Source organism: Chryseobacterium sp. C3 (genome assembly GCF_014218905.1).
GTDB lineage: Bacteria > Bacteroidota > Bacteroidia > Flavobacteriales > Weeksellaceae > Chryseobacterium > Chryseobacterium mucoviscidosis.
Window position 1 is genome coordinate 235,587 of record NZ_JACLCU010000002.1, and the last position, 23,261, is coordinate 258,847.

Sequence of the window (23,261 nt, forward strand, 5' to 3'; positions counted from 1 at the left end):
TGACAGAGTGTTGAACAACATTTTAAAATAAAAACATAATGAGAAAAATCCAGATTTTATTCCTGTTAATAGTAAGCCAGATTGCTTTTTCTCAGGTTAAAAATACTGACGAACTGTACAAAACGGCGAAAAAATTAGACAGTCTGATATTCGATGTCGGATTCAATAAATGCGATCTTTCTCATTATGATTCTATCGTAAGCGAAGACTTGGAATTCTACCACGATAAAGGCGGAATTACTTCCGGAAAAGAAGCCTTCAAAGCCTCCATTAAAAATAATATTTGTGGCGGACCCAACAAAGTGAAACGCGAACTGATTCCAAATTCCATGAAAGTATATCCTTTGTACAACAATAATGCTCTGTATGCTTTTATTCAAGAAGGAGAACATGATTTTGCTGAATTTTACAACGGAAAATGGAACAAGGGAAGCCGTGCAAAATTTACCATTCTCTGGATTCTGGACGGAAAAGACTGGAAAATGAAACGCGTTCTCAGCTACAACCATCATTTATAATCTACTTTGTTAAAGCTTTATGAAGTTTTTTGCGCTTTGACAAATTTTTAAATTCCCATTATGACAAGAAAAGCCCAACTTGCAGATGTACAGCAATTAGCTGAACTGTTCGATCAGTACAGAATTTTTTACCATAAAGATTCCGATATTCCTGCCGCAGAAAAATTTTTAACAGAAAGAATTGAAAATAACGATTCCGAAATTTTTGTTGCCGAAAATGAAGGAAAATTAGTCGGCTTTGTTCAGTTATATCCACTTTTTTCATCTACAAGAATGAAACGATATTGGCTGTTAAATGATTTGTATGTGAATGAAAATTCCCGTGGAAAAGGATTTTCAAAACAACTGATTGAAGCATCCAAAGAACTTGCAAAATCAACCGATGCCGCCGGAATTCTTCTTGAAACCGGAAAATCCAATGATATCGGAAATAAGCTTTACCCAAGCTGCGGATTCGAAATCTACGATGAAGTGAATTTTTACGAATGGAAGATTTCATAACGTAACAATTTACCAGAGTAACAGTTTAAGAAATCTTAATTGTTACTAAAATATTACTCATTACCAATTACTTATTATTCATAATATATGTCTGATTTTCAAAAATACGTTCAAAGATATTTAGATTTAATTCCCTCAGAAATCTGGCTGGAAGAACTGAAAAAATCCGGAGAAAAAACTGTAGGAATTTATTCTGAACTTTCAGAAGAACAATCTCTTTTTGCTTACGCCGAAGGAAAATGGACATTGAAAGAACTCCTTCTGCATTTATCCGATACCGAAAGAATCTTTCAGTACAGAATACTGGCTTTTGCAAGATGCGACCAAAATGAATTGCCTGGTTTTGATGAGGAATTGTACGCTAAACAGTCTTTTGCGAATGAAAGAACACTGAGTTCACTGTTGGAAGAATATCAACTGATCAGAAAATCTTCTCAGATTCTGTTGGAAACTGCAAATTCCGAAGCCTTAAAAAATGTAGGATCCGCCAACGGAAACCAAATTTCTGCCGAAACCATCGGAAAATTAATTGTTGGTCACAATATTCATCATCTGAATATTATTGAAGAAAGGTATTTGCCGAAGGTGTAAAGTTTTTTAATTTTATGTCGTTGCGAGGAGCGAAGCGACGAAGCAATCTCATAATTTTAAAGATGAACACAAATGAAACCAGGCTTTGTTTATATTATGACCAATAAAAACAATACGGTTCTTTACACTGGGGTAACATCAAATTTACCAAAAAGAATTTATCAGCATAAAGAAAAGATTTTTGAACTAAGCTTTACATCTAAATATAATATTGACAAACTTGTCTATTGGGAATCATTTCAGGAAATAGGAGATGCTATTTTTAGAGAAAAACAAATTAAAGCAGGTTCGAGACAGAAAAAAATTGATTTAATAAATTCAATTAATCCGGAGTGGAGAGATTTGACAGAAGATATTAAAGATATTCTCAATCCTTTTTGAGATTGCTTCGTCGCTTCGCTCCTCGCAATGACAGAAAACAATGGAAAAAATAATAGAAATTTTAAAATCCGGCGGCACAATTCTTTACCCAACAGACACCATTTGGGGAATTGGCTGTGACGCCACAAATATAGAAGCGGTAAACAAAATATTCGACATCAAAAAACGGGAAAAAAATAAGTCCATGATCATTCTGGTGGAATCTGAAAAAAGATTACAGGATTTGGTTGATGTTCCGGAAATGGCTTGGGAAATTATTGATCTTAGCGAAAAGCCCGTAACAATTGTTTATGAAAACCCGAGAGGATTGCCAAAAGAATTGTTAGCTGAAGATGGAAGCATCGGAATCCGTCTGGTAAAAAATGACTTCTGCAAAAAACTGATTACAAAACTCAACAAACCTTTGGTTTCTACTTCTGCCAATTTCAGTGGAGAAAAAAGTCCGTTAAAATTCTCGGATATTTCTCATGAAATGATTGATCTTGTAGATTATGCAGTAGAAGAAGACCGCGAAAAAGTTTCAAAATATTCGGGTTCGTCGGTAATAAAAGTCTGGAGTGACAACAGGATAAAAGTTCTGAGAGAATAATCGGCGTTTATTATTTTATAGTCTTATTCATTCGCATCGGCAGGATTTCTTTTTTTAGTTTTATCTTTGCAGAACTTCAATTTTAAAACAATTGCGATGGATCATCAAAAGTTTGCTGAAGAATGGATCAAAGCATGGAATTCGCATGATCTGGATATTATTTTATCTCATTATTCGGATGATATAGAGATCGTGACGCCGATGATAAAATTAGCAACAGGAGGAAAAGAAAGTTCACTTAAAGGAAAATCTGCGGTTCGCGGATATTGGAAGGCAGCGCTGGAAAAATATCCTGATCTTCACTTCGAGCTTATAAAATCTACGGCAGGAGTAGATTCTGTGGCTTTATTTTACAAATCCATTATGGATAAGCATGCGATGGAAGTGATGTTTTTTAATGAAGACGGAAAAATTAATAAAATGTATGCTCATTACGATTAATGAACGGCATTAGCGTATTAGAAAATGAAAATTAACCTTACTCAAAATAAAAATTTAAAACTTTTCAAAATCATTTCGGAGGTTGCAGCCCGAAACAACCAGTCTGTGTATGTCGTCGGAGGCTACGTACGCGATCTTTTGATGAAAAGAAAAGCATCAACGGATATTGATTTTGTGACCGAACAAAGCGGTATCGAGCTTGCGCAAAACGTAGGAAAAGAAATTGATCCGAAAATGAAAGTTTCGGTTTTCAAAACGTATGGGACAGCGATGATCAAATACAAAGATCTTGAGCTGGAATTTGTAGGCGCAAGAAAAGAAAGTTATACCGAAAACAGCCGGAAACCGGAAGTTGAAGGAGGAACCATTGAGGACGACCAGAAAAGAAGAGATTTTACGGTAAATGCAATGGCAATTTCGTTAAATCAGGATAATTTTGGTGAACTAATCGATCCTTTCAACGGAGTGGAAGATCTGGAAAAAGGAATTTTAAGAACGCCTCTCGAACCTGCACAAACCTATTCTGATGATCCGTTGAGAATGATGAGAGCCGTTCGTTTTGCCTCCACTTTAAATTTTAAAATAGAAGAACATTCACTGGAAGCCATTAAGCAGGAAGCCGAAAGGATCAAAATTGTTTCGATGGAAAGAATCATGGTGGAATTTAATAAAATCATGCTTTCCAAAAAGCCATCTATTGGTCTGAAATTAATGGAACAGACAGGTTTAATGAAATTAATTATTCCTGAACTGATTGATCTGAAAGGAGTAGAAGAAGTGGAAGGACAAACCCATAAAGACAATTTTTACCACACTTTGGAAGTGGTAGACAATATTTCTGAAAACACCGATAATCTGTGGCTTCGTTGGTCTGCATTGCTCCACGATATCGGAAAAGCACCGACCAAAAAATTCGTTGAAGGAATAGGATGGACATTCCATGGACATGAGTTTTTAGGCTCAAAAATGGTAAAAACATTATTTCAGAGACTGAAACTGCCTTTAGGTCCGGACATGAAATATGTTCAGAAGATGGTAAAACTTTCGTCGCGACCGATTGCTCTGATTACTGATGATGCTTCGGATTCTGCATTGCGAAGATTACTGTTTGATGCAGGAGAAAATATGGAAGATCTTTTCACTCTTTGTAAAGCCGATATTACGACCAAAAATTCTAAAAAGCAGGAGAAATTCAAGAAGAATTTTGAATATGTTGCTGTTAAGATTAAAGAAGTTGAGGAAAAAGATCAGGTAAGAAATTTTCAGCCGCCGATTTCAGGAGAAGAAATTATGGCAATGTTTAATTTAAAACCGGGGCGCGAGATCGGAATTTTAAAGGAAAAAGTAAAAGAAGCCATTCTGGAAGGCGAAATTGGAAACGACAGCGAGGAAGCGAGAACTTTTGTGATTGCTGAAGCGGAAAAACTGGGATTGACACTTGCCTAGATGCTTTTCGGGACATTTGATTATATCATTTTAGCATTAATTTTCCTTATTAACATTGTTGTCTGGAAATTTAAAATAATTAGAAAACGCAACTGGATTTTATATCTGGTTGCGTTTTTATTTTTCGGATTTGTTATTCCGCTTTTATCTGTTGATTTTGAAATTGAAAAAGCGACAAAAGATCAGCCCATTGTTGATAATTTTACATTGCTTTATACCTATTTCAGGTTTCCTGTTTGGTGGTTTATTGGGATCATTGAAATTTTTATTTTGAGGAATTTACTATCAAAAATAAAATCTTAATAAAACGTTAATGAATTATTAAAAATATATTGGTTTTGTTGTTACATTTGCGGAAATGTTTTACTTCAATTGTAACCTATTTAAAATTTTACTGGTGAAAAAAATCTTTTTAGTTCTCCCTCTTCTTTTCCTTATTCTTTCCTGTGAAAATAAGGTGGAAAAAGTTCATAATGCCTTTTACTATTGGAAAACAGATACATATTCTGAAGTTTCTCTTCCCGAAAAAAATATGCTTGAACAGCAGAATGTCGAAAAGCTGTATGTAAAATATTTTGAAGTTGATTACACCGAAGCGATGGGAAGTTTTCCGATTTCAAAAACCAATGTAAGGCTATCATCTTACTGCGAAGAAAATTTACCGAAGAAATACACTGTTATTCCTACTGTTTACATTAAAAATATTGTATTTAAAAAAAGTTCGGAAAAGGATCTTGATAAACTGGCAGATAATGTCAACTTTCTCATCAATAAATTTACCAACGAGAAGTTTGACTCCATTGCTGTTAATGAAATTCAGATCGATTGTGACTGGACAGCTTCTACAAAAGATCAATATTTTTATTTTCTAAAAAAATTAAAGCCGATTTCACAAAAAGAAATTTCTGTTACTCTGAGATTGTATCCATACAAATATCCTGAAAAAATGGGAGTTCCACCAGTTGATAAAGTTACATTAATGTGCTATAATTTAATCAATCCTTTGGCGGATGATTCTAAAAATTCAATTTTAGATCTTAAAGAGATGGAAAGTTATCTCAATACAAAGAAAAAATATCCGCTGCATATGGATATTGCGCTTCCTTTATATTCCTGGATGCAGTTTTATCAGAACAATCAGTTTAAAGGAGTTTTATATAACGGAAATGATCTGAAAAAAGTACTGAAAGAAACAAAACCATTGTGGTACGAAGTAACAAAAGATACCGTGATTGATTATAAGGATTATCTGAGAGTAGGAGATAAGATCAAATATGAAGAAATTACACCAGAACAAATCAATAAAGCTATTGCATTAATCAGAAAAAATATAAAGCTGGATAAAGAAATTACCGTATCGCTTTTTCATTTAGATGCTAATCAGTTAAATAATTACACCAATGAAGAGATCAGCCATTTTTATAGCGACTTTACTAAGTAATCTGTTTTTTGCGTGTGGATTTTATCCTTACGGCGATGATGTACGGTTTTATTTTCTTGACCCGGATAATTTTTCTTATCAGGAATATCGGTCTTTTTACTATTCATCTCTTTATTTTGGCTATAACAATGACGATGAAGAACCTGAAATTAAAGATTCGCAGAATGAAGTTCTTTGGAGAAAATACTGTAAGAATAAAGTTTCAATAGATGAAATTAGTTTTGCTCTGGAAAAATATGGTTTTTCGGATATCAATGAAAAAAGCAGCAATACTTTTATAAAATATTTATATTCAGCTAAAGATAATGAAGCTGTTAATTATCTGAAATTTGCCAAAAACTGTGAGTTTTTCAATTCATGGCAGGAAGATCCGTGGGAAAGAAATGAAAATACAGCTGCTCAGAAGAGAACAGTTTTATTAAATCAGGCAATTGCTTTAGCTTCCAAAACTAAAAATTCAGAGATTAGAAAAAGATATGCGTTTCTTGCGGTTCGTCTCGCTTTTTACAATGGGGATATGAAGTCTTTGGCGAAGACTTATGCTCAATATTTCTCTGTGGAAAAATCAAATGATATTATTGATACTTGGGCTTTACATTTTAAGGCAATCGAAGAGAAAAATCAGGTGCTTAAAAATATTTACTTTGCCAGAGTTTTTGCCAAATGTCCCGCAAAGCGTTTTGTTTCATGGCAGGCTTTCGATCATAAATTATCAAAAGATGAGGTCTTACAATCGATAGATGATCCAAAAGATAAAGCCCGGGTTTTAATGATGTACAGCATCTACAATTCCGGTAAAAATATTGATAATCTTAAAGAAATTTATGCCTTAAATTCTAATTTTGACGGACTGGGTTTTTTGGTGTCGCGCGAGATCAGTAAACTGGAAGACTGGATTTTTACACCTTATTATTCTTTGTTTGAACCAGCCATTCCGGATTCCGGATATAGTTCTCAGTATGACCAGGAATATCAGTCGGTAAGGAATGTCTTTGGAAGAGTGGAAGCGGACAGAGAATATGCAAAAGAACTTTTAGAGTTTATCAATTCCGCAGATTTATCGAAAGTACAGAATCCTGATTTCTGGAAGTTTGCAAAAGCTGAACTTTTGTTTATGACGAAAAATTATTCTGAAAGTCTGAAGCAAATAAATAATTTGGAAAGAACGTTGCCGGCAGATTCTAAAATCCGGGAAAATGCAGAGCAGATCAAGGCATTAAATCTTTTTGCAAATCAGACTTACGGAAAAGCTGTAATTCCTGCTGCTGCAAAAGAAATTATCATTAAAAACAGAAAAAACGAACGGTTTATTTTTGCACTGGGAAGAGAACTGGAATATCTCGGAAATACGGATGATGCAGCACTTTTGTATGCTTCTCTGAATGAGAGGTTAAACAGTCTGGTTTATTTCAAATCGTTAAAAAGTGACCATCATACTTACGGAGATTATTTTGTAGATTATTTTAATTACATCGATGCAGTCTATTCTCCTGAGCAGGTGCAGAGTTTCATTAAAAAGACTGAAAAAGTAAATTCCGGAAACGATTTGTTTTTCAATAATTTTAAAATGAAACAAAAGTCGGTTAATAATCTGTACGATCTTCTGGGAACAAAATATATAAGACAGAATAAACTGAATTCAGCCTTACATATATTTAAAAAACTGGGTGCAGAATATTATGAAGCACAGAATACACTTTGGGAGAATAATGGAAAAGACAGCTATTCTTCTTCAGGTAAAATTTTTGATCAGAATCCTTTCTATCATCTAAAATATACTCCGGATTTTATTGAGGAAAGAGAAAAATTCAGAGTAACTAAATTATCTGTAACCAAAAAACTAATCGAATATCTCGGCAAAGCCAATAATCCACAGGAAAAAGACAGGGATTATTACTATTTTCTGGTTGCCAACTGTTACTACAACATGTCACAGTATGGGAATGCGTGGATGATGAGAAGATATTTCGTAAGTTCAGCAGGAAATTTTTCTATCCGTGAAGATAATGAGGAATTTAATACGGCTGGTCTGGCAAAATTATACTACGGAAAAGCTTTGGAAAATGCGAAAACTGAAAAATTCAAAGCGTTATGTCTCAGAATGCAGGGAAGGTGTGAAAATTATAATTATGATTTTAATGGTGAGGAAAATTCTGACCGTTTTTCCCGATCTGACGAATATGAAGACAGAAGACTTGAAAAAAACAGATATTATCAGGATCTTAAAAGTAAATATGCAGGACAGTATGAAGATATGATGAGCGGATGCGAATTTTTTGAGGATTACTTTAAGGCAAGGCGTTAAATAATTACGGCGGAGCTTTCAGCTCCGCCGTAATTATTTAATATTATTTCAAAAAAAATTAATTCATATAAGCGGCATTAGATCCGATTCCTGTTACGAATTTTTTCAGAACTGTTCCTGAAGTGTTATATACTGTAACTTCAGATGGAGCGGTAAAACCTTTTACATCGGCTGCAAAGATTTTTCCGTCTTTTACAGAGAAGCCATACAGCGTAAAATATTGTCCTCCGTCTACAAAATTATTGATTAGAGGAGCAGAAGGAGCCGTTGTCGAATTCATATCCATTGTATAAATCTTGTTCGAAGAAGTAAAGTAATATTTTCCACCATCAATTTCAAGATTTCTTGCATTGGCGATACCAGTTAAAGTCGTAGTTTTTGTAATCGTTCCTGCAGGAGAAATTTCATAAATGTAAGAATTAGATGCTCCTGAAGCAATTACATACACATTGTTATTGTAACTGATGGTTTTTTCGATCTCACCGTTAGGAACAGCAACCGTATTAATGATCTCATTGGTTGAAGTATTGATTCTCGTAAGCGTACTTCCATAGCTGTAAGTAGCATTCTGCACAAATACTGTTCCTCCTGCTTCTACCACTCTTTCCGCTGTAGAAGTGGAAGCGAAAGGAATTTTCTTCACAAAAGAAAGATCAGAAAGCTTGTAAACATTCACATATTTTCCTCCGTTATACTTATCGTTGGAAACATAAAGATTTCCGTTGCTGATCGTCATGTATCTCGGGTTATCCAACTGAGCCGTAATTTCTCCGGTTTTTTTGAAATTATAACGGTTAACAACCTGTACTTTATTCGAATTGTTCAGAAGCAAAAAAGCCCTGTCATCACTGAATGTGATCGTCTGCAAAACATCACCCAGATTTTCGTTGTTATTTTTCTTATAAATATCGTTTTCCAATACAGAAAGATCTTTAGAAATAAAAGAAACACTCGCTGTAGGTGTTCCGAAGTTACCTTCATTCGCAATAAAATATCCGTTTTCATAATCACCTCGCGACGGCATTACATATTCATCATCACTACATGAAACATTAATCACAAGGATCAAAGCCAGTAAAAGCTGAAAAAGTCTGTTGAATTTCATAATATAATAATTGATTTTAAAAATTTAAGTTGATGTAAAAACTGTAGTTTCTTTTAGGTAATGGATAATAAGCCATCGTTTCATAGATCTCGTCGGTAATATTATTTACCCTCAATCCTAAAGTATACTTTTTGGCAACAGTTGCAGACAATCCTGCATTCAGGACGAAATATGGTTTTATAAGATAATCGTTATTCTCATCAGAAGTGGTAAAAGTCTTACCCGTAAACATTCCCTGAACATACAGATTCATAAATCGGTACTGATAATCTGCATTCCCGAAAACCTTATGAAGAGGAACATACATCAGCTGATTTTTCGTCTCAAGATCTACAGATCTCGTATAGCTGTATCCCGTATTTATTTTTAAAGAATGTTCCTTTGAAAACTTTTGCTGAAACCCAATTTTAGACTCAAGACCATATGACTCAACATTTCTTACGTTTCTTGGTGACCAATATCCCATAGAAGTGGGAATCCATTGGATCATATCCTCTATTTTCATGTAATAAGGCGTGAGACTCAACATGAATTTTCCGAACGCCAATTCGTGGCTCATTTCAGTCTGCAAAGACGTTTCAGATTTCAGATCTAAATTTCCACCCGGATTCCAGTAAAGATCATTAAAAGAAGGAAACCTGAAATTCTTTGAAAAACTTGTCCCTAAACTGTACCAGTCAGAAACCTTCCATTTGCCTGAAAAAGAATAGAGTAAAGGCGATTCTATATTTTCAATAAAATCCTTCTTGATTCCGGCTTCCAGTCTCAGCTTTTGGGTAGGGAAATATCTCAACAATCCTGCAACAGAATAAATATTTCTTCTTACATTCTCAATTCCGGGTTGATAGCCTTCTCCTTTATTGATCTGAAACTCCCCGATAAGATTAACATTCAGTTTAGGCGTGATGAAATAATTGAAATCATCTTTAAAAATCAGGATTTTTCCCGTTCCGCCACTGGTTTTAGGAGCTTCAAACACTCCGAAATACTGGAAATTTTCTTCCGTGTAAGCCGCTTTCAGACTGTTTGAGATCGATTTCGAATTCACATCGTGGGTAAGAAGGCTTCGGAAAGTCTGCGCTGCATATTTCGTACGATTGCCGTTTTCCGTGAAGATCGGATAATTCTGTTCCGCGTCGTACAACTGGCTTTGCCAAGAAATTTTCTGATTTCGGGCAATTTTGTAACTGAAGCCAATGTTCGCTGTACCGTTAAAATATTTACCGTTTCGGTTGATATACTGCTTTTCAGGAACCTCATAATTATTTTGACTGATGAAATAATTTCCGGATGCCTTAAAACTGAAATCCGCATTGCTGAAAGAAGTTTTGAAATAATTCTGGAACGTCTCATAAGAAGCCACTTCACTATGTAAAGTTGCATGAAAACCCTCATTAAATTTCAGCTCATTGTTAAGGTGAATACTTCCTCCGATCGCTCCGCTTCCGTAAAGCACACTTCCGCCGCCAGCTTTCACTTCAAGCGCATCGTAGCCGAAAATCGCGATATTATTAACATCTCCCTGTCCTAAAAGAACAGAATTGATGTTAATCCCATTCCACACAAAAGCAGTCTGCTGCGCCGTTGTTCCCCTGAAAGAAGGTGAAGAAACCGCACCGCGGCCATTTTCCTTAATATAAACAGGCGACTGAAAACGTAACGTTTCAGATAGATTAGCGGAATTTTTTTCGATGTCTTTGGGAGTAATTGTAGTAACCGGATGAAAAAGTTTTGCCTTATTCATCTGATTGTCAAAAACATAAACGGTGTCAATAGTTTTCTCCTGCGCGTAAAGAAAACAACCGTATGATGCAAAAAGCAGTACTAAAGATCTTTTTAATGCCATTCCTATTTTACTTTTCCTCCGAAAGCAATGTTTTTAAGATTACATTTTGGCAGGTCTCCTGACTTTCGCTTTCTACACCTTCCCGTTTTCACAGTGGTTTATCGTAGAAATCTTATATGCGATTTACAGTTGCGGGGACAGTTTGGGATTTTCGCCCAATTCCCTTTTCATTCCAAATTAATGGAAACCAAAATTTTTGCAAAGATAACTTTTTTAATTTATTGACAAAAAAATACCCGTTAAGTACCTTTTTAATAAAACAATGATTTGTTGCATTACATACGAAAAACAATTTCAGGAGCTTTTTCCAGCTTTCGCTACTCGCTTTTTTTGGATTCGGCGGCGGCTTTTGCCGTCGCCGAATCCAAAAAAGAGCTCAGACATGCCGCTCAATCTGGGCTAGGAAAATAAAACCGCAGAAAATAAAAATTTTTATACAATTCAGATTCTATTGAAAGATAAATAATTATTTTCAGCCAGAATTATTTAAAATGTATTAAAAACTTACTTTAAGTTTCTTTAAATTCATTTTAAATTTAGCCGCAAAAAAGACAAAAGACTTTATTGAATTGATTTGAAGTATTTCAAAAGTCTGCAAAGAGAAAAAATCTCTGATTTTTTAAACTTATGTGCTCTTTTTTTTCCATTTCAAGGATTAAACTTAAAAAACTAAAGTGTTTAAATCTTTTGCATCCTTTTGTGGTAAAAAGCATAAACAAGTTTTTTAATTACTTTAAAATAAGCATCACTAAGGAAGAAAATCAAAGATTTTCAAAAACTAATGGGTTCTTCTATTTTAAATACGCATCATTCAAAATCTCATGTGACTTATGTGATGAAAGAAAGTCCCTTCTTAAAAAACTTTCCCTTAAATAAAAGTCCAAACAGAAGTTAAGAGTTTGTTTAAACTTGTTAAAATAAAGATATTCTTATTGAAAAAAACTAAGGTGAAAGGTTTGATAAAAGTTCTATTCTTTTAAGACGCAAGGAGAAAATCAAAAATTATCTTTTATAATGCTGATAAAATTTTATCGCAGATAAAATCCTTGCGCCTTAAAGCATACTATCTTAAACAACTTTGTGCCTTTGCGAAAATCCAACCTTGAATTCTTATTTACTATTATTTAAACATTTTAAAAGTCTGTTTAAACTTTATTTAACCGCAAAAGTCACAAAAGATCTACTAAATTTTTTACTTAATTGAATATCCGTTAAACAACCTATTACTATGCACTGATATGAAAATCAATTATTTATAACAGGCACTTCGACAAGCTCAGTGTGACACCTCTAATACTAAACGCTTGATTTCTAGCGATGTCAAGCTGAGCCTGTCGAAGCTTTAGGTTAATAAACGGACAATCAATTACTTAAAGTTGATTATTATAAATAAAAAAGAAAACAATAGTTTTTAAAAATCTTTGATTTTTATTCTTTTGAGCGCTTTGATTATTCAGGAAATTCACTTTAATATTATCTTTTGTCCCTTTTGCGGTTAATTCTGAAATTAGTTTAAACAAGTTTTAACTATAAAAAAGTACCGTCAAAATAAAACGGCAGAAGATCCTTAATAGAATGTACCTTCACCACCTCATCATTCAGATTAGAAAAATAAAGCTCAATATTTTCATTCTGCTTCGTTTCATATTCAATAATGCTCTGTCTGCACGATCCGCATGGCGGAATCGGTGGATTTTTCTCAGAAAACTCCTTCGGTCCGCCCACAATAAAGATTTTCCTTATTTTTTCGGACGGAAAATTTGCCCCGATCCAGAACAAAGCCGTTCTCTCAGCGCAAAGTCCGGAAGGATATGCTGCATTCTCCTGATTGTTCCCGGTATAAATTTCTCCGTTTTCCAGAAGCACAGAACAGCCAACCAGAAAATGAGAATAGGGAGCATAAGCATTCTCGCGCGCTTCTTTCGCTTTTGCAAATAATTTTTTTTCTATATCGTTCAGTTCGCCTTTATTGTTAAAATATTCGTAACTGATATGAGTTTCTTTTTTCATATATTGTAGGTTTAAAAAAAGGGGGATAAATTTACCTTTTTTTCATGAGGTGGGCAACACCATCACATTCTTTAAAAATTTTAAAAATCAGATCAAAAAATGTTATACACTCCAATCAGATTCAGAAATGTTGAGTTGAAAAACCGTTGGGTAATGTCTCCAATGTGTATGTATTCTTCCGAAAACGGATTAGCCAACGATTTCCATTTTGTGCATTACGGAAGCAGAGCGCAGGGCGGAACAGGATTAATCATCGTTGAAGCAACGGGAGTAGAACCCCGCGGAAGAATTACCAACCACTGTATGGGAATCTGGAACGACGAACAGGCAGAAAAACTAAAGAAAATTGTAGAATTTGTACACCGGAATTCAGAAACCAAAATAGGAATTCAGCTTGCGCATGCCGGAAGAAAAGGATCTACATGGAACAATGTACAGATCCCGATTGAAGAAGGCTGGGAAACCATTGCACCAAGTCCGATTCCGTATCATCCGACTGAAAGAATTCCACATGTTTTAACCATCGAGGAAATCAAAGAACAGGTTGAGAATTTCAGACAGGCAGCAAGAAGATCTGTAGATGCAGGTTTCGATGTCATAGAAATTCACGCAGCACACGGTTATCTTATCCATCAGTTTTTATCACCGCTTTCCAATATCAGAACCGATGAATATGGCGGTAGCTTTGAGAACAGAATACGGTTTTTAGTTGAAATCGTAGACGCAGTTAATGAAGAATTAAATGAAAACGTTGCCTTATTTGTAAGAATTTCCGGAACAGAATATGCAGAAAACGGCTGGGAAATAGAAGACAGTGCTGAGCTTGCTAAAATCCTTAAAAACCATTCGGTTGATCTTGTTGATGTTTCCAGCGGAGGAAATATTCACGGAGTAAAAATTCCGGTTCATGATGGTTATCAGGTTCCACTTGCTTCGCAGGTTAAAAATGAGGCAGAAACAAAAACAGGAGCAGTAGGATTAATTACGAGAGTCAATCAGGCAGAGGAAATTCTGCAGAAAGGAGAGGCAGATTTAATTTTTATTGCCAGAGAAAGTTTAAGAAATCCTTACATCGCCGTTCAGGGTTCATTTGAAATGGATGAAGACTGCTTTTTTCCTCATCAGTATTTAAGAGCAAAAATTTCTAAATAATTTTTATATATTTGAGAATCATAACCATATATTACAATGAAAATAGAAGACTTTATGCTGCCTTGTCCCATCAAGAAATTCTTTGGAATAGATTGTTTTGGGTGCGGAACGCAGAGAGCTATTGTCATGGTTTTTGAAGGCAGGTTTGGAGAAGCATTTCATATGTTTCCTGCGGTCTACACTTTATTGCTTTTTTTCGGAACAGTCTTTCTGAATTTCGTAGACAGAAAACGGAATTACAGTAATATTTTGGTTTTTCTTGCTATCATCAATGCAGTTATTATGGTGACTTCTTATTTTTATAAACATTTATACTTATCTATACATTAATCAATTAAATTATAACTATGGAACAACAAAAATTACCTAACGCAACGGCGGTATTAATCTTAGGAATTGTATCAATTGTCGGATGTTGCTGTTACGGACTTCCGGGACTTATTGCAGGGATCATTGCACTGGTACTGGCTAAAAAAGACGGAGAACTTTACAGAAAAAACCCGACGGTTTATTCAAACTACGGGCAATTGAATGCCGGAAAAATAATGGCAATCATCGGAATTGTATTAAGTATTTTATATGTAGTTTACGTTGTTGTCATGATCTCTACCCTTGGATGGGACGCTATGAAAGACCCGCAACTGATGCAGGAAAGAATGAGAGATTTGATGGGACAGTAATTCCTTATTAATTTAAAAATAAAAGCCTTCTTTCAATCGAGAGAAGGCTTTGTTATTTCTTAAAGAAAAATTTATTTCACAATAAACTTCAATGAAGAAGCATCTAATTTTAAAATATAAATTCCCTGCTCCAGATTTTTAATTTTAATAGAATTTTTACTGTTTTTAAAAGGCTGATCGATTGTCTGCATTACTTTTCCGTGAAGATTATAGATCTCCGCTTTCTTAATATTCTGCGTTTCACCTTTCACAAAAATTTCATTGTTGGAAACAGGATTAGGCGAAATCTGTAACGTATTCTGATCTGAAATTAATTCGGAAGAAATACTTTGAACCTGTCTTGCCGTTCCAGAATAGCATGTCCAGCTCAGATTATCAATAGCAACTCTGTTGGTGGTAGAATTGTTTTCTAAAGTTATAACGACGTTCCCCGAAACATTAATATTGCTGATAGTGGTGGTGGTTGCAGATGTATTGTAAGGTACGGTTCCTACCGCTGTTCCGTTTACTTTAACGGTGAAGGTGTCATTGGAACCTGTAAATTTCAGTTGGGTAGTTACCGTTAATGAGCCAATTCCGTTGGCTGAACTGCTTGATGTTAATGCACCGTCTCTTATCGTGATCGCTTTGTTGGAAATCGTCTGATCTGTTCTTGCATCCGTTGCTGTCCATGTAATACCATTATTTGTCCATGTTCTTGTTAAATAAGAAGCCGAACTTTCAGAAGGAATGGTCTCAAATGTTTCGTTACCGCAGCTTGACGAGCTTGGTGGAGTAGATGTACCTCCCGAACCAGAAGCGGAGCCCCAGATTTGATTTACATAATTCGGATTATCAATAAAAGGATTTCTGTTTCCCTGATAAGTGTAAGAAGCATTATTTCTGTTAATTTCCGCCTGAGAAACAGGATCCTGATTATGCCAAGCCAATAAAACATTCAGTTCCCAAGTCTGCAAACCCGGAAAAGCAGAACTGCCCAACATATTTCCGGATGTAAACGTGGAGAGTTTGCTTTGGTATCTCGTCACAAAATAAAATACCATTCTTGCTACATCACCTTTAAATTCATCAATAGGCTCGAACACTGTTCCCGAGAAACCGGAAGAAACAGAATTTCCAAGCTTAGAACCGTTTTTTGAAGTAAACGTTGCAGTTCCCACTTTTCCGAAAGGATAATTAGAACGCATTCCGTTTACTTTTCCGTCCGTAGCTCTGATAAAATGAATATCTGAAACCATAGGAGAGGCTTCATTAAAAAAGCTCTGAGGAATAATATGTTCACGGTTATAGCAGTTTCCTTCCACCGAATACGTTCCGCATTGGTTGGTAACCGGAGTAAATTTGTAAGGATCTGTACCCACAGGTTTTTCCGAATAAATGTCCAGAATAGAGCCGTCGTTTTCATAGTTCTTGTCGATGTCGGTTGTTTTGTACGCCGTCCAGAGTCCGTTGTAGCCTTTGTCCAGATGTCCATTCGTGATAATAGTGCTTAATGCCGTTTTTAATGAAGCTCCGGAAAGTCCGTTAGCAGAGTTGTAGTATCCCGAAGGAGCCTGAGCATTTGCTAAAACACAAGCAAATACAACCATTAGTAAATGTTTTTTCATGTCAAGATTTTAGACTTTAAGATTACTATAAATTTATCAATAAAAAATTACGGAATTGTTAAATTTAATTATGCATAGAATTATATCTACTGTTAAATCTTTGCTTTTTGTTGAGAATGAACCTGTTTTGAAGGTCTCTTTTAGATTTTATGAATTAAAAAAAGATAATTTTCATCCTGCGCTTTGGCAGATATTTTGTGCTGTTCTTTATAAATCACCATTATGAATCACAAAATAAAAATCGCACTGGCATTAATTACCGGTGGGACTTTGGTTTATCTTAGCCGAAAGATGAAAAACTCAAAGAATGAACCTGAAATTTTCACAGGAGAAGACGGCAAAGTCTATCAGAAGGATGAAACTTATTTAACCACAGATGGTAAAATGTACAAAAACGGAAAAGAAGTCCACCTCAAAACCCCCGAAATTTCAGAAAAATCTGTAAACCGGAATTTCCAGAATGATAGAATTCAGAAAAATTATGAAGCTCATCCCCAAAATGTGGGCTATCATCATAAAGGAACCAGACATCATTAATTCAATAAAAAAGTCAATGCAATTACTGCATTGACTTTCTTATATATTTGATTGATTTATATCTTATTTCATCGGAGGATAATTCTTCATAATTTCCGCCATGATCTCAGGAATTTGCTTTTGTTTCGCTTTAGGTCTGTCAACAGAAATTCCGCTTCCGATTCCCTGCCAAACCAGTTTATTGGTTTTAGCATCTACCAGATCCACAATAATGGCTCCTTCATTATAATTGCTCGTCCAGGTTCTGTTCATGCCGATTCCCCATCCGAAAGGTCCGCCCCAACCCCATGCTCCGTAAGGTGAAGTGGTGGTAACGTCCGTTACTTTTTTATGGTTGGCTTTTACATTTACAATCAGATCCGGATTTTCTCCGGATTGAAGACCTTTGCTTTGAAGCTGTCTCGACAGTTCATTCAAAACTCTGTCTTTATCAATATCATTCAGTTTTAAATCATCAATTCTTAATTTATAAGTTTTGTATGAATTAAAATTTGCCGTGTCCGCATAGTCAGAACGTACGTTGAAAGGACTGCAAGACGTTAAACCCAAAGTAGCCGAAGCCAACAGTAAGAAGATATATCGCTTCATTTTATTTATTTTTTTTATCGTTTTTAATAAATGTATCGGTCTTTTTATCGTATCCGTAAGGACAATGTCTACAGCCACTTTTACAGCAATGTCCTCTCTTCAGATGAAACTTTTCTGTAAAAACTTTATAACCCTGCTCGTTGTAGTAAAAGTCTTCACCTTCTTTGATGTCAAAAAGTGCCATAGGTTAAATCTCTAAGTCAAAAAACTTTATATTTGTTAGTATGATAATTATATGCCAAAAGCCTTTAAAAAAATTAAAAATCAACGGCATCGCTCTGTTTCCTTTTATCTTCATTAGGAATCCCGAAGATAAGAAAAATAAAATATTGATTAATCATGAAAAAATACATTTAAGACAACAGTTGGAAATGCTCATCATTTTCTTCTATATTTTTTATGTAATCGAATATTATTACTGGTTTTTTAAACTGAAGGACAGTTATCAGGCTTATAAAAGAATTTCTTTTGAAAGAGAAGCTTATTCCAACGAACATAATTTGAACTATCTCAAAAAAAGAAAGTTCTGGAGTTTCAGAAAATACCTTAAAAATTAGAAAATAGTTAGTCGATAATAGTTCTCAGAGATTAGATTTCCAATAACACGTCACAAAATTCCCCTCCTCTGGAGGGGTGGCGAAAATTCGAAAGAATTTTTGACGGGGTGGTCAAATATGTAAAAATAAAATTGCCCATCCTTACCTTCAATGATAAACCTCACCTGTACAAAGCAAAACTTAACACCCAAAAAACACTATTTTTGTAAAAAAGATTCAGCCTAAATGGTATTAAATATTCCATCCGAAAAAATCCCGATTCAGGAAATTCCCATTGATAAAAAGGTAAAACTTTTTATGAAAAGGGAAGATTTAATTCATCCTCAGATTTCAGGAAATAAATACTGGAAGCTTTTTTTCAATATTAATAATTATCTGTCCGGAAATCCTGAAAAGCCCTACATCATTACTTTTGGAGGTGCATTTTCAAACCATATTTCTGCCGTTTCAGCGGTTGGAAATTTAGCAGATATTCCGACTTTAGGAATTATAAGAGGAGAGGAGCTGAAAGACAAATGGCGCGACAATCCGACTTTACTTTTTGCCAGAAGAAACGGAATGAATCTGAAGTTTGTAACGAGGGAAGAATATCGCTACAAAGAAAAAATGACTGAATTTTTACAAAAAGAATTCCCGGAAGCGCTCATCGTACCGGAAGGAGGAACCAATGAAGCTGCTGTAGAAGGCGTAAAAATGATGCTGAATGACGATACAAAAGATTTTGATTATCTTTGCACCGCAGTCGGAACAGGAGGAACGGTTGCCGGAATTTTAAAATTCAGTGAAGAAAATCAGAAAGTTATAGGTTTTAAAGCGGTTGACGACGATTCGCTGGAAAATAAAATCGTTGAACTAACTTCTAAGAAAAATTTTGATCTAATAGATTCAGGTTTTGGAGGTTATGGCAAAATAAAGGACGAAAATGTCCGTTTTATTAATGATTTTAAAGAGAAATACGGAATTCCGCTGGAGCCGGTCTATACAGGAAAGATGATGCAGAAAATTTTCGAATTGATAGATGAAGATTATTTTCCTGAGAACAGCAAAATTTTGTGCTTCCACACCGGCGGTTTGCAGGGGATTGAAGGAGCCAATTTGCTTTTAGAAAAACAGAACAGAAATTTAATTATATAATTTAAATTGAAAAACATGAAAAGACTTTTCACCATCGTAAGCCTTTTAGTTTTATCAAAATTCTCAGCTCAGACCTGGGCAACCGAAGATCAGTACATCCAGAAATTTGCAAAATATGCAGTGGAAGAAATGGAAAAATATAAAATTCCGGCTTCTATTACGCTTGCACAGGGACTTTTGGAAACAGGAGGCGGACAAAGCCGATTGGCTCTGGAAGGCAAAAACCATTTCGGGATTAAATGTAAGGAAGACTGGACCGGAAAAACAATGAAGCACACCGATGATGCTCCGAATGAATGTTTCCGGGTTTACGACGATCCGAGACAGTCGTATGAAGATCATTCCATCTTTTTATCCACAAGAAAATATTACGCCAATCTTTTCAATTTAGATATGAAAGATTATAAAGCGTGGGCAACAGGTCTTAAAAAAGCAGGTTATGCAACAAATCCCCGATACGCTTCAATATTAATCGGGAAAATTGAAAGGTATAAATTGTACGAATTCGACAATACCAACTCAAAAGAAGCTTTATACGCCGTTCTGAAATTGTATCCGGATCTGAAAGACGACAGAACTTTCATGGCTCAGCTTGAACCTGAAAAATATATCAAAAAGACGAAAACACCTGTAACCGTTGAGGTTCCTTACAAACAGACTTCTTACGTTCAGCAACAGAAAAGAGTGGAAAGAATTAAAACAAAAGCGGAAATTCTTAATACCATTTTAATTAAAAGTCATCCGAATGACGGATTAAAATACATCATCATTCCTGAAGATACCAACGTAGAATTCATTGCCAAAAAATTCAAAATCAGCGAAAGCAAACTGGTGAAATGGAATGAACTGGAAAGCGATGTTCTGAAAAAAAATGAAATTGTTTTCCTCGAATCTAAAAACTCAGACGGAATTACTGCAACTTACAAAGCCGAAGCAGGCGAAGATATGCATGATATCGCCCAGAAATTCGGAATTAAATTAAATAAATTATACGCCAAAAACAGAATGGATGAAGGACAGAAACCTTCTGCCGGACAAGTAATTTATTTGATTGATAAAAAACCCAGAAACTAAAATTTGTTGATGGTTGATAGTTGTGGGTTGATTGTTAAACCCACAACTATCAACTTTCAGCCAACAACGACATATGAAATACCAAAGAAGTTCAGCTTTATTCGAAGAAGCTTACAAATACATTCCGGGAGGTGTAAATTCTCCGGTGAGAGCATTCAAATCTGTAGGAGGAGTGCCTGTTTTTATGAAATCTGCAAAAGGAGCCTATCTTACGGATGCGGATGATAATACCTACATCGATTACATCAATTCGTGGGGACCTGCTATTTTAGGACATACGCATCCCGAAGTTTTGGAAGAACTGAAAATTCAGGCTGAAAAAGGATTCTCTTTCGGAGCACCCACAGAACTGGAAACGGAAATCGCAAAATTCATTACAGAAAACGTTCCGAATGTAGATCAGATCAGAATGGTTTCTTCGGGTACGGAAGCCTGTATGAGCGCGATCAGACTCGCGAGAGGTTTTACAGGAAGAGATAAGTTTATAAAATTTGAAGGCTGCTATCACGGTCATTCAGATTCATTTCTGATAAAAGCGGGTAGTGGTGCGGCAACTTTCGGAAATCCGAATTCTCCGGGCGTAACGGCTGGAACGGCAAAAGATACTTTACTGGCAAGATACAATGATTTTGAGCAGGTTGAAGATCTTTTCAGACATAATCAGGGCGAAATTGCAGCGGTAATCATTGAGCCGGTTGCCGGAAATATGGGTTGTGTTTTGCCGGAAAATGAATTTCTTCAGAAATTAAGAGCAATCTGCGACGAAAACGGAGCTTTATTAATTTTTGATGAGGTGATGACCGGTTTCAGATTAGCTTTTGGAGGAGCTCAGGAACTGTACAATGTAAAAGCAGATTTGGTAACATACGGAAAAGTGATCGGAGGCGGACTTCCGGTAGGCGCTTTTGCAGGAAGAAACGAAATTATGGATCATCTGGCTCCAAAAGGAGGCGTTTATCAGGCAGGAACATTAAGCGGAAATCCTTTAGCCATGAGAGCCGGACTGAAAACTTTACAGTTGATAAAAAATGATCCGGAATTTTTCAACAGACTGGCAAAAACTACGGAAACTTTGGATTTTGAAATCGGCAAAATTTTAAACGAAAAAGGAATTCCCCACAAAATCAACAGAAAAGGATCTATGATGTCTGTATTCTTCCATATTAACAGGGTTTCTAATTTTGATGAAGCTCAGGAAGCCAATCATGCATTGTTCAATAATTTCTTCCATCAGATGCTGCAAAACGGAGTTTATCTTCCTCCAAGTGGTTATGAAACGTATTTCATCAGTGATGCGATTAAAGATAAAGAAATTGATATGACGCTGGAAGCAGTAAGAAAATTCGAATATTCTTAGTTGAAAAAATATTGAAGGAGTAGATTTATTTCTGTCCTTTATTGAAACAGCATCGGCTTCAGATTTATCTGAAGCCGATTGTTTTATGTTATACAATTAATTTTTACTGTAAAGAAGACCAACCGATTGCCCAAGCCGGACTTCCAAGCTTATTTCCTGCCCCGATTGCATCTGTTTTTTCGTTGTAGGTATTGCTTAAGAGTGTTACACTGGAACCTGAAGTGGAGGTAGCAGTTACTTTATTCGTAACATTTGTGTCGAAAAAGGCATCTTTAATTTTACTTTGTCCGTTAATATAGGTCACAGTCGGATCACTTTCAATAGAAAATCCGTTGGTCCAGTTAGAAACCACTACATTTTCAAAACTAGCATACGTTCCGGAATATAATCTGATGGCTTTGGATTCTCCCGAAGTTCCGCCTAAAAGCGTCACATTTTTAACAGTAGGGCTGGAAACTGGAGTTGCAGCAGGATTCGAAGCATTGTTAAGTCCTTTTATTGCGGCATTTCCAGAACCGTTTGTCTTTCTTTTAGTGAAAATATTGGTAGCGGTTCCGATCCATCCGTCTGTCCATACAAAAGCATCATCTTCGTTTCCGATGGAGACGATGTTGGAAAGATTTACCGTTCCTCCATACATCTGGATTCCGTCTTCTGCGCTATTAATCAGAGCAATATTTTCTACTTTCGTATCGCTTCCTACCCCAAAAAGAGAAAGTCCGTTGAATTTTACATTGGTTGAAAAACTCACTCCCGCGTTTTCAATTTTCACATACGTCAGAGAACCGGAATTATCTGTTGCCGAAGTTCCCCCGTAAGCGGAATTTAAAATTTCCGAAGCGTTGGTTGTACCAGTGTTTACAGGAGCTTTTCCGCAGATAACGACACCGCCCCAACTTCCCGAAGTCTCTGTGGAAGATCTGAAGGAAACAGGAGAATTAAAGGTTCCGTTCGCGTACAACTGTCCGCCTTGTTCCACTAAAAGATAAGAAGATGCTCCTGCTGTGGCAACAATTCTCGTTCCTGCCGGAATAACAAGTTTTCCTCCGTTTTTTACAGTAACAGCACCATTAAGTACATATACTTTTGTGGCGTCCAGTGTTACAACCTGTCCACTTGTAACTTCCCCTTTGAAATTACTTGGATCTTTTGCAATTCCTACCACCGGAATGGTGGCTACATCTTCATCTTCCTTACTGCAGGAATGAACAACAAGCGATGTACTGATAATAAGAGCTGCTAAAATATGCTGAAAGCGGTTTTTCATAATGTTTTTAAATTTTACTTTTTCAAACAGATTATTTTAAGATCTTTATTTGAAAAGACCAAATTACCATTTTTCTTCTTATTTTCCCAATTGTATTTTAATGAATATAAAATTGAATGTATTCACGAAAACGG

The 23,261-nt window shown here is 35.6% G+C and carries 24 protein-coding genes and 1 riboswitch; of the genes, 17 read left to right on the plus strand and 7 right to left on the minus strand.

Annotated features, from left to right (window positions below; all coding sequences use genetic code 11):
- Window positions 1–38 precede the first annotated feature (38 nt).
- From H6W53_RS04880 to H6W53_RS04920, 9 genes are all read left to right on the plus strand, one after another.
- Window positions 39–518 carry a nuclear transport factor 2 family protein gene (locus H6W53_RS04880; RefSeq protein ID WP_185205045.1) on the plus strand — a complete coding sequence of 160 codons (480 nt, stop codon included), beginning with the start codon at window positions 39–41 and terminating at the stop codon, window positions 516–518.
- A gap of 60 nt (window positions 519–578) precedes the next feature.
- Window positions 579–1,019, plus strand: a complete 441-nt coding sequence (locus H6W53_RS04885; RefSeq protein ID WP_185205046.1) for a GNAT family N-acetyltransferase — start codon at window positions 579–581, stop codon at window positions 1,017–1,019.
- Window positions 1,020–1,106: 87 nt separating this feature from the next.
- Window positions 1,107–1,610 (plus strand): DinB family protein, encoded by a 504-nt coding sequence (locus H6W53_RS04890; RefSeq protein ID WP_185205047.1) that lies wholly within the window; start codon window positions 1,107–1,109, stop codon window positions 1,608–1,610.
- A gap of 72 nt (window positions 1,611–1,682) precedes the next feature.
- Window positions 1,683–1,991: a GIY-YIG nuclease family protein gene (locus tag H6W53_RS04895; RefSeq protein WP_185205048.1), complete on the plus strand. Its 309-nt coding sequence runs from the start codon at window positions 1,683–1,685 to the stop codon at window positions 1,989–1,991.
- Window positions 1,992–2,031: 40 nt separating this feature from the next.
- Complete coding sequence (locus H6W53_RS04900; RefSeq protein ID WP_185205049.1) at window positions 2,032–2,580, plus strand: L-threonylcarbamoyladenylate synthase; 549 nt, start codon at window positions 2,032–2,034, stop codon at window positions 2,578–2,580.
- A 96-nt stretch (window positions 2,581–2,676) separates the two neighbouring features.
- Window positions 2,677–3,021, plus strand: coding sequence for a nuclear transport factor 2 family protein (locus tag H6W53_RS04905; protein WP_185205050.1), 345 nt, complete (start codon window positions 2,677–2,679; stop codon window positions 3,019–3,021).
- Window positions 3,022–3,045: 24 nt separating this feature from the next.
- A complete protein-coding gene (locus H6W53_RS04910) occupies window positions 3,046–4,467 on the plus strand; it encodes a CCA tRNA nucleotidyltransferase (RefSeq protein WP_185205051.1) in 1,422 nt (473 codons plus the stop codon).
- A gap of 397 nt (window positions 4,468–4,864) precedes the next feature.
- On the plus strand, window positions 4,865–5,908 hold the full coding sequence (locus tag H6W53_RS04915) for a hypothetical protein (protein WP_185205052.1): 1,044 nt from the start codon (window positions 4,865–4,867) through the stop codon (window positions 5,906–5,908).
- Entirely contained in the window at window positions 5,868–8,213 is a 2,346-nt protein-coding gene (locus H6W53_RS04920; protein ID WP_185205053.1) for a hypothetical protein, read from the plus strand. Before H6W53_RS04915 ends, H6W53_RS04920 begins: the two co-directional genes overlap by 41 nt.
- Before the next feature lie 58 nt (window positions 8,214–8,271).
- On the opposite strand, the gene H6W53_RS04925 is transcribed toward H6W53_RS04920, so the two are convergent.
- From H6W53_RS04925 to cdd, 3 genes are all read right to left on the minus strand, one after another.
- Window positions 8,272–9,318: a DUF5074 domain-containing protein gene (locus H6W53_RS04925; RefSeq protein ID WP_185205054.1), complete on the minus strand. Its 1,047-nt coding sequence runs from the start codon at window positions 9,316–9,318 to the stop codon at window positions 8,272–8,274.
- A 16-nt stretch (window positions 9,319–9,334) separates the two neighbouring features.
- On the minus strand, window positions 9,335–11,164 hold the full coding sequence (locus tag H6W53_RS04930) for a TonB-dependent receptor plug domain-containing protein (protein ID WP_185205055.1): 1,830 nt from the start codon (window positions 11,162–11,164) through the stop codon (window positions 9,335–9,337).
- A 30-nt stretch (window positions 11,165–11,194) separates the two neighbouring features.
- A riboswitch (cobalamin riboswitch) is annotated at window positions 11,195–11,371 on the minus strand.
- 1,320 nt (window positions 11,372–12,691) lie between these two features.
- On the minus strand, window positions 12,692–13,174 hold the full coding sequence (cdd, locus tag H6W53_RS04935; protein ID WP_185205056.1) for a cytidine deaminase: 483 nt from the start codon (window positions 13,172–13,174) through the stop codon (window positions 12,692–12,694).
- Window positions 13,175–13,273: 99 nt separating this feature from the next.
- Here cdd and namA point away from each other — a divergent pair, with 99 nt between their 5' ends.
- Genes namA through H6W53_RS04950 form a run of 3 tightly spaced genes read left to right on the plus strand, consistent with a single transcriptional unit; the run spans window position 13,274 to window position 15,006 of the window.
- Window positions 13,274–14,326 carry an NADPH dehydrogenase NamA gene (namA, locus tag H6W53_RS04940; protein WP_185205057.1) on the plus strand — a complete coding sequence of 351 codons (1,053 nt, stop codon included), beginning with the start codon at window positions 13,274–13,276 and terminating at the stop codon, window positions 14,324–14,326.
- 36 nt (window positions 14,327–14,362) lie between these two features.
- Window positions 14,363–14,656 carry a DUF2752 domain-containing protein gene (locus H6W53_RS04945; protein WP_185205058.1) on the plus strand — a complete coding sequence of 98 codons (294 nt, stop codon included), beginning with the start codon at window positions 14,363–14,365 and terminating at the stop codon, window positions 14,654–14,656.
- A gap of 17 nt (window positions 14,657–14,673) precedes the next feature.
- Window positions 14,674–15,006 carry a CCC motif membrane protein gene (locus tag H6W53_RS04950; protein WP_185205059.1) on the plus strand — a complete coding sequence of 111 codons (333 nt, stop codon included), beginning with the start codon at window positions 14,674–14,676 and terminating at the stop codon, window positions 15,004–15,006.
- 71 nt (window positions 15,007–15,077) lie between these two features.
- Here the strand turns inward: H6W53_RS04950 and H6W53_RS04955 are convergent, their stop codons facing one another.
- Entirely contained in the window at window positions 15,078–16,613 is a 1,536-nt protein-coding gene (locus H6W53_RS04955; RefSeq protein ID WP_185205060.1) for an endonuclease, read from the minus strand.
- A gap of 222 nt (window positions 16,614–16,835) precedes the next feature.
- Here H6W53_RS04955 and H6W53_RS04960 point away from each other — a divergent pair, with 222 nt between their 5' ends.
- Entirely contained in the window at window positions 16,836–17,150 is a 315-nt protein-coding gene (locus H6W53_RS04960) for a hypothetical protein (RefSeq protein ID WP_185205061.1), read from the plus strand.
- Between the two features lie 63 nt (window positions 17,151–17,213).
- Here the strand turns inward: H6W53_RS04960 and H6W53_RS04965 are convergent, their stop codons facing one another.
- On the minus strand, window positions 17,214–17,738 hold the full coding sequence (locus H6W53_RS04965) for a DUF4136 domain-containing protein (RefSeq protein ID WP_076396528.1): 525 nt from the start codon (window positions 17,736–17,738) through the stop codon (window positions 17,214–17,216).
- Between the two features lies 1 nt (window position 17,739).
- Window positions 17,740–17,922: a DUF5522 domain-containing protein gene (locus tag H6W53_RS04970; protein ID WP_029294953.1), complete on the minus strand. Its 183-nt coding sequence runs from the start codon at window positions 17,920–17,922 to the stop codon at window positions 17,740–17,742.
- Between the two features lie 40 nt (window positions 17,923–17,962).
- Between H6W53_RS04970 and H6W53_RS04975 the strand changes: the two genes are divergently transcribed.
- The 4 genes from H6W53_RS04975 (at window position 17,963) to hemL (ending at window position 21,860) form a co-directional block, all read left to right on the plus strand.
- Entirely contained in the window at window positions 17,963–18,295 is a 333-nt protein-coding gene (locus H6W53_RS04975; RefSeq protein ID WP_185205062.1) for a hypothetical protein, read from the plus strand.
- A gap of 225 nt (window positions 18,296–18,520) precedes the next feature.
- Window positions 18,521–19,429, plus strand: a complete 909-nt coding sequence (locus tag H6W53_RS04980) for a 1-aminocyclopropane-1-carboxylate deaminase/D-cysteine desulfhydrase (protein ID WP_185205063.1) — start codon at window positions 18,521–18,523, stop codon at window positions 19,427–19,429.
- Window positions 19,430–19,444: 15 nt separating this feature from the next.
- Window positions 19,445–20,503, plus strand: a complete 1,059-nt coding sequence (locus H6W53_RS04985; protein WP_185205064.1) for a glucosaminidase domain-containing protein — start codon at window positions 19,445–19,447, stop codon at window positions 20,501–20,503.
- 73 nt (window positions 20,504–20,576) lie between these two features.
- Window positions 20,577–21,860, plus strand: a complete 1,284-nt coding sequence (hemL, locus tag H6W53_RS04990) for a glutamate-1-semialdehyde 2,1-aminomutase (protein WP_185205065.1) — start codon at window positions 20,577–20,579, stop codon at window positions 21,858–21,860.
- A gap of 103 nt (window positions 21,861–21,963) precedes the next feature.
- On the opposite strand, the gene H6W53_RS04995 is transcribed toward hemL, so the two are convergent.
- A complete protein-coding gene (locus H6W53_RS04995; protein WP_194304446.1) occupies window positions 21,964–23,127 on the minus strand; it encodes a hypothetical protein in 1,164 nt (387 codons plus the stop codon).
- Window positions 23,128–23,261 lie beyond the last annotated feature (134 nt).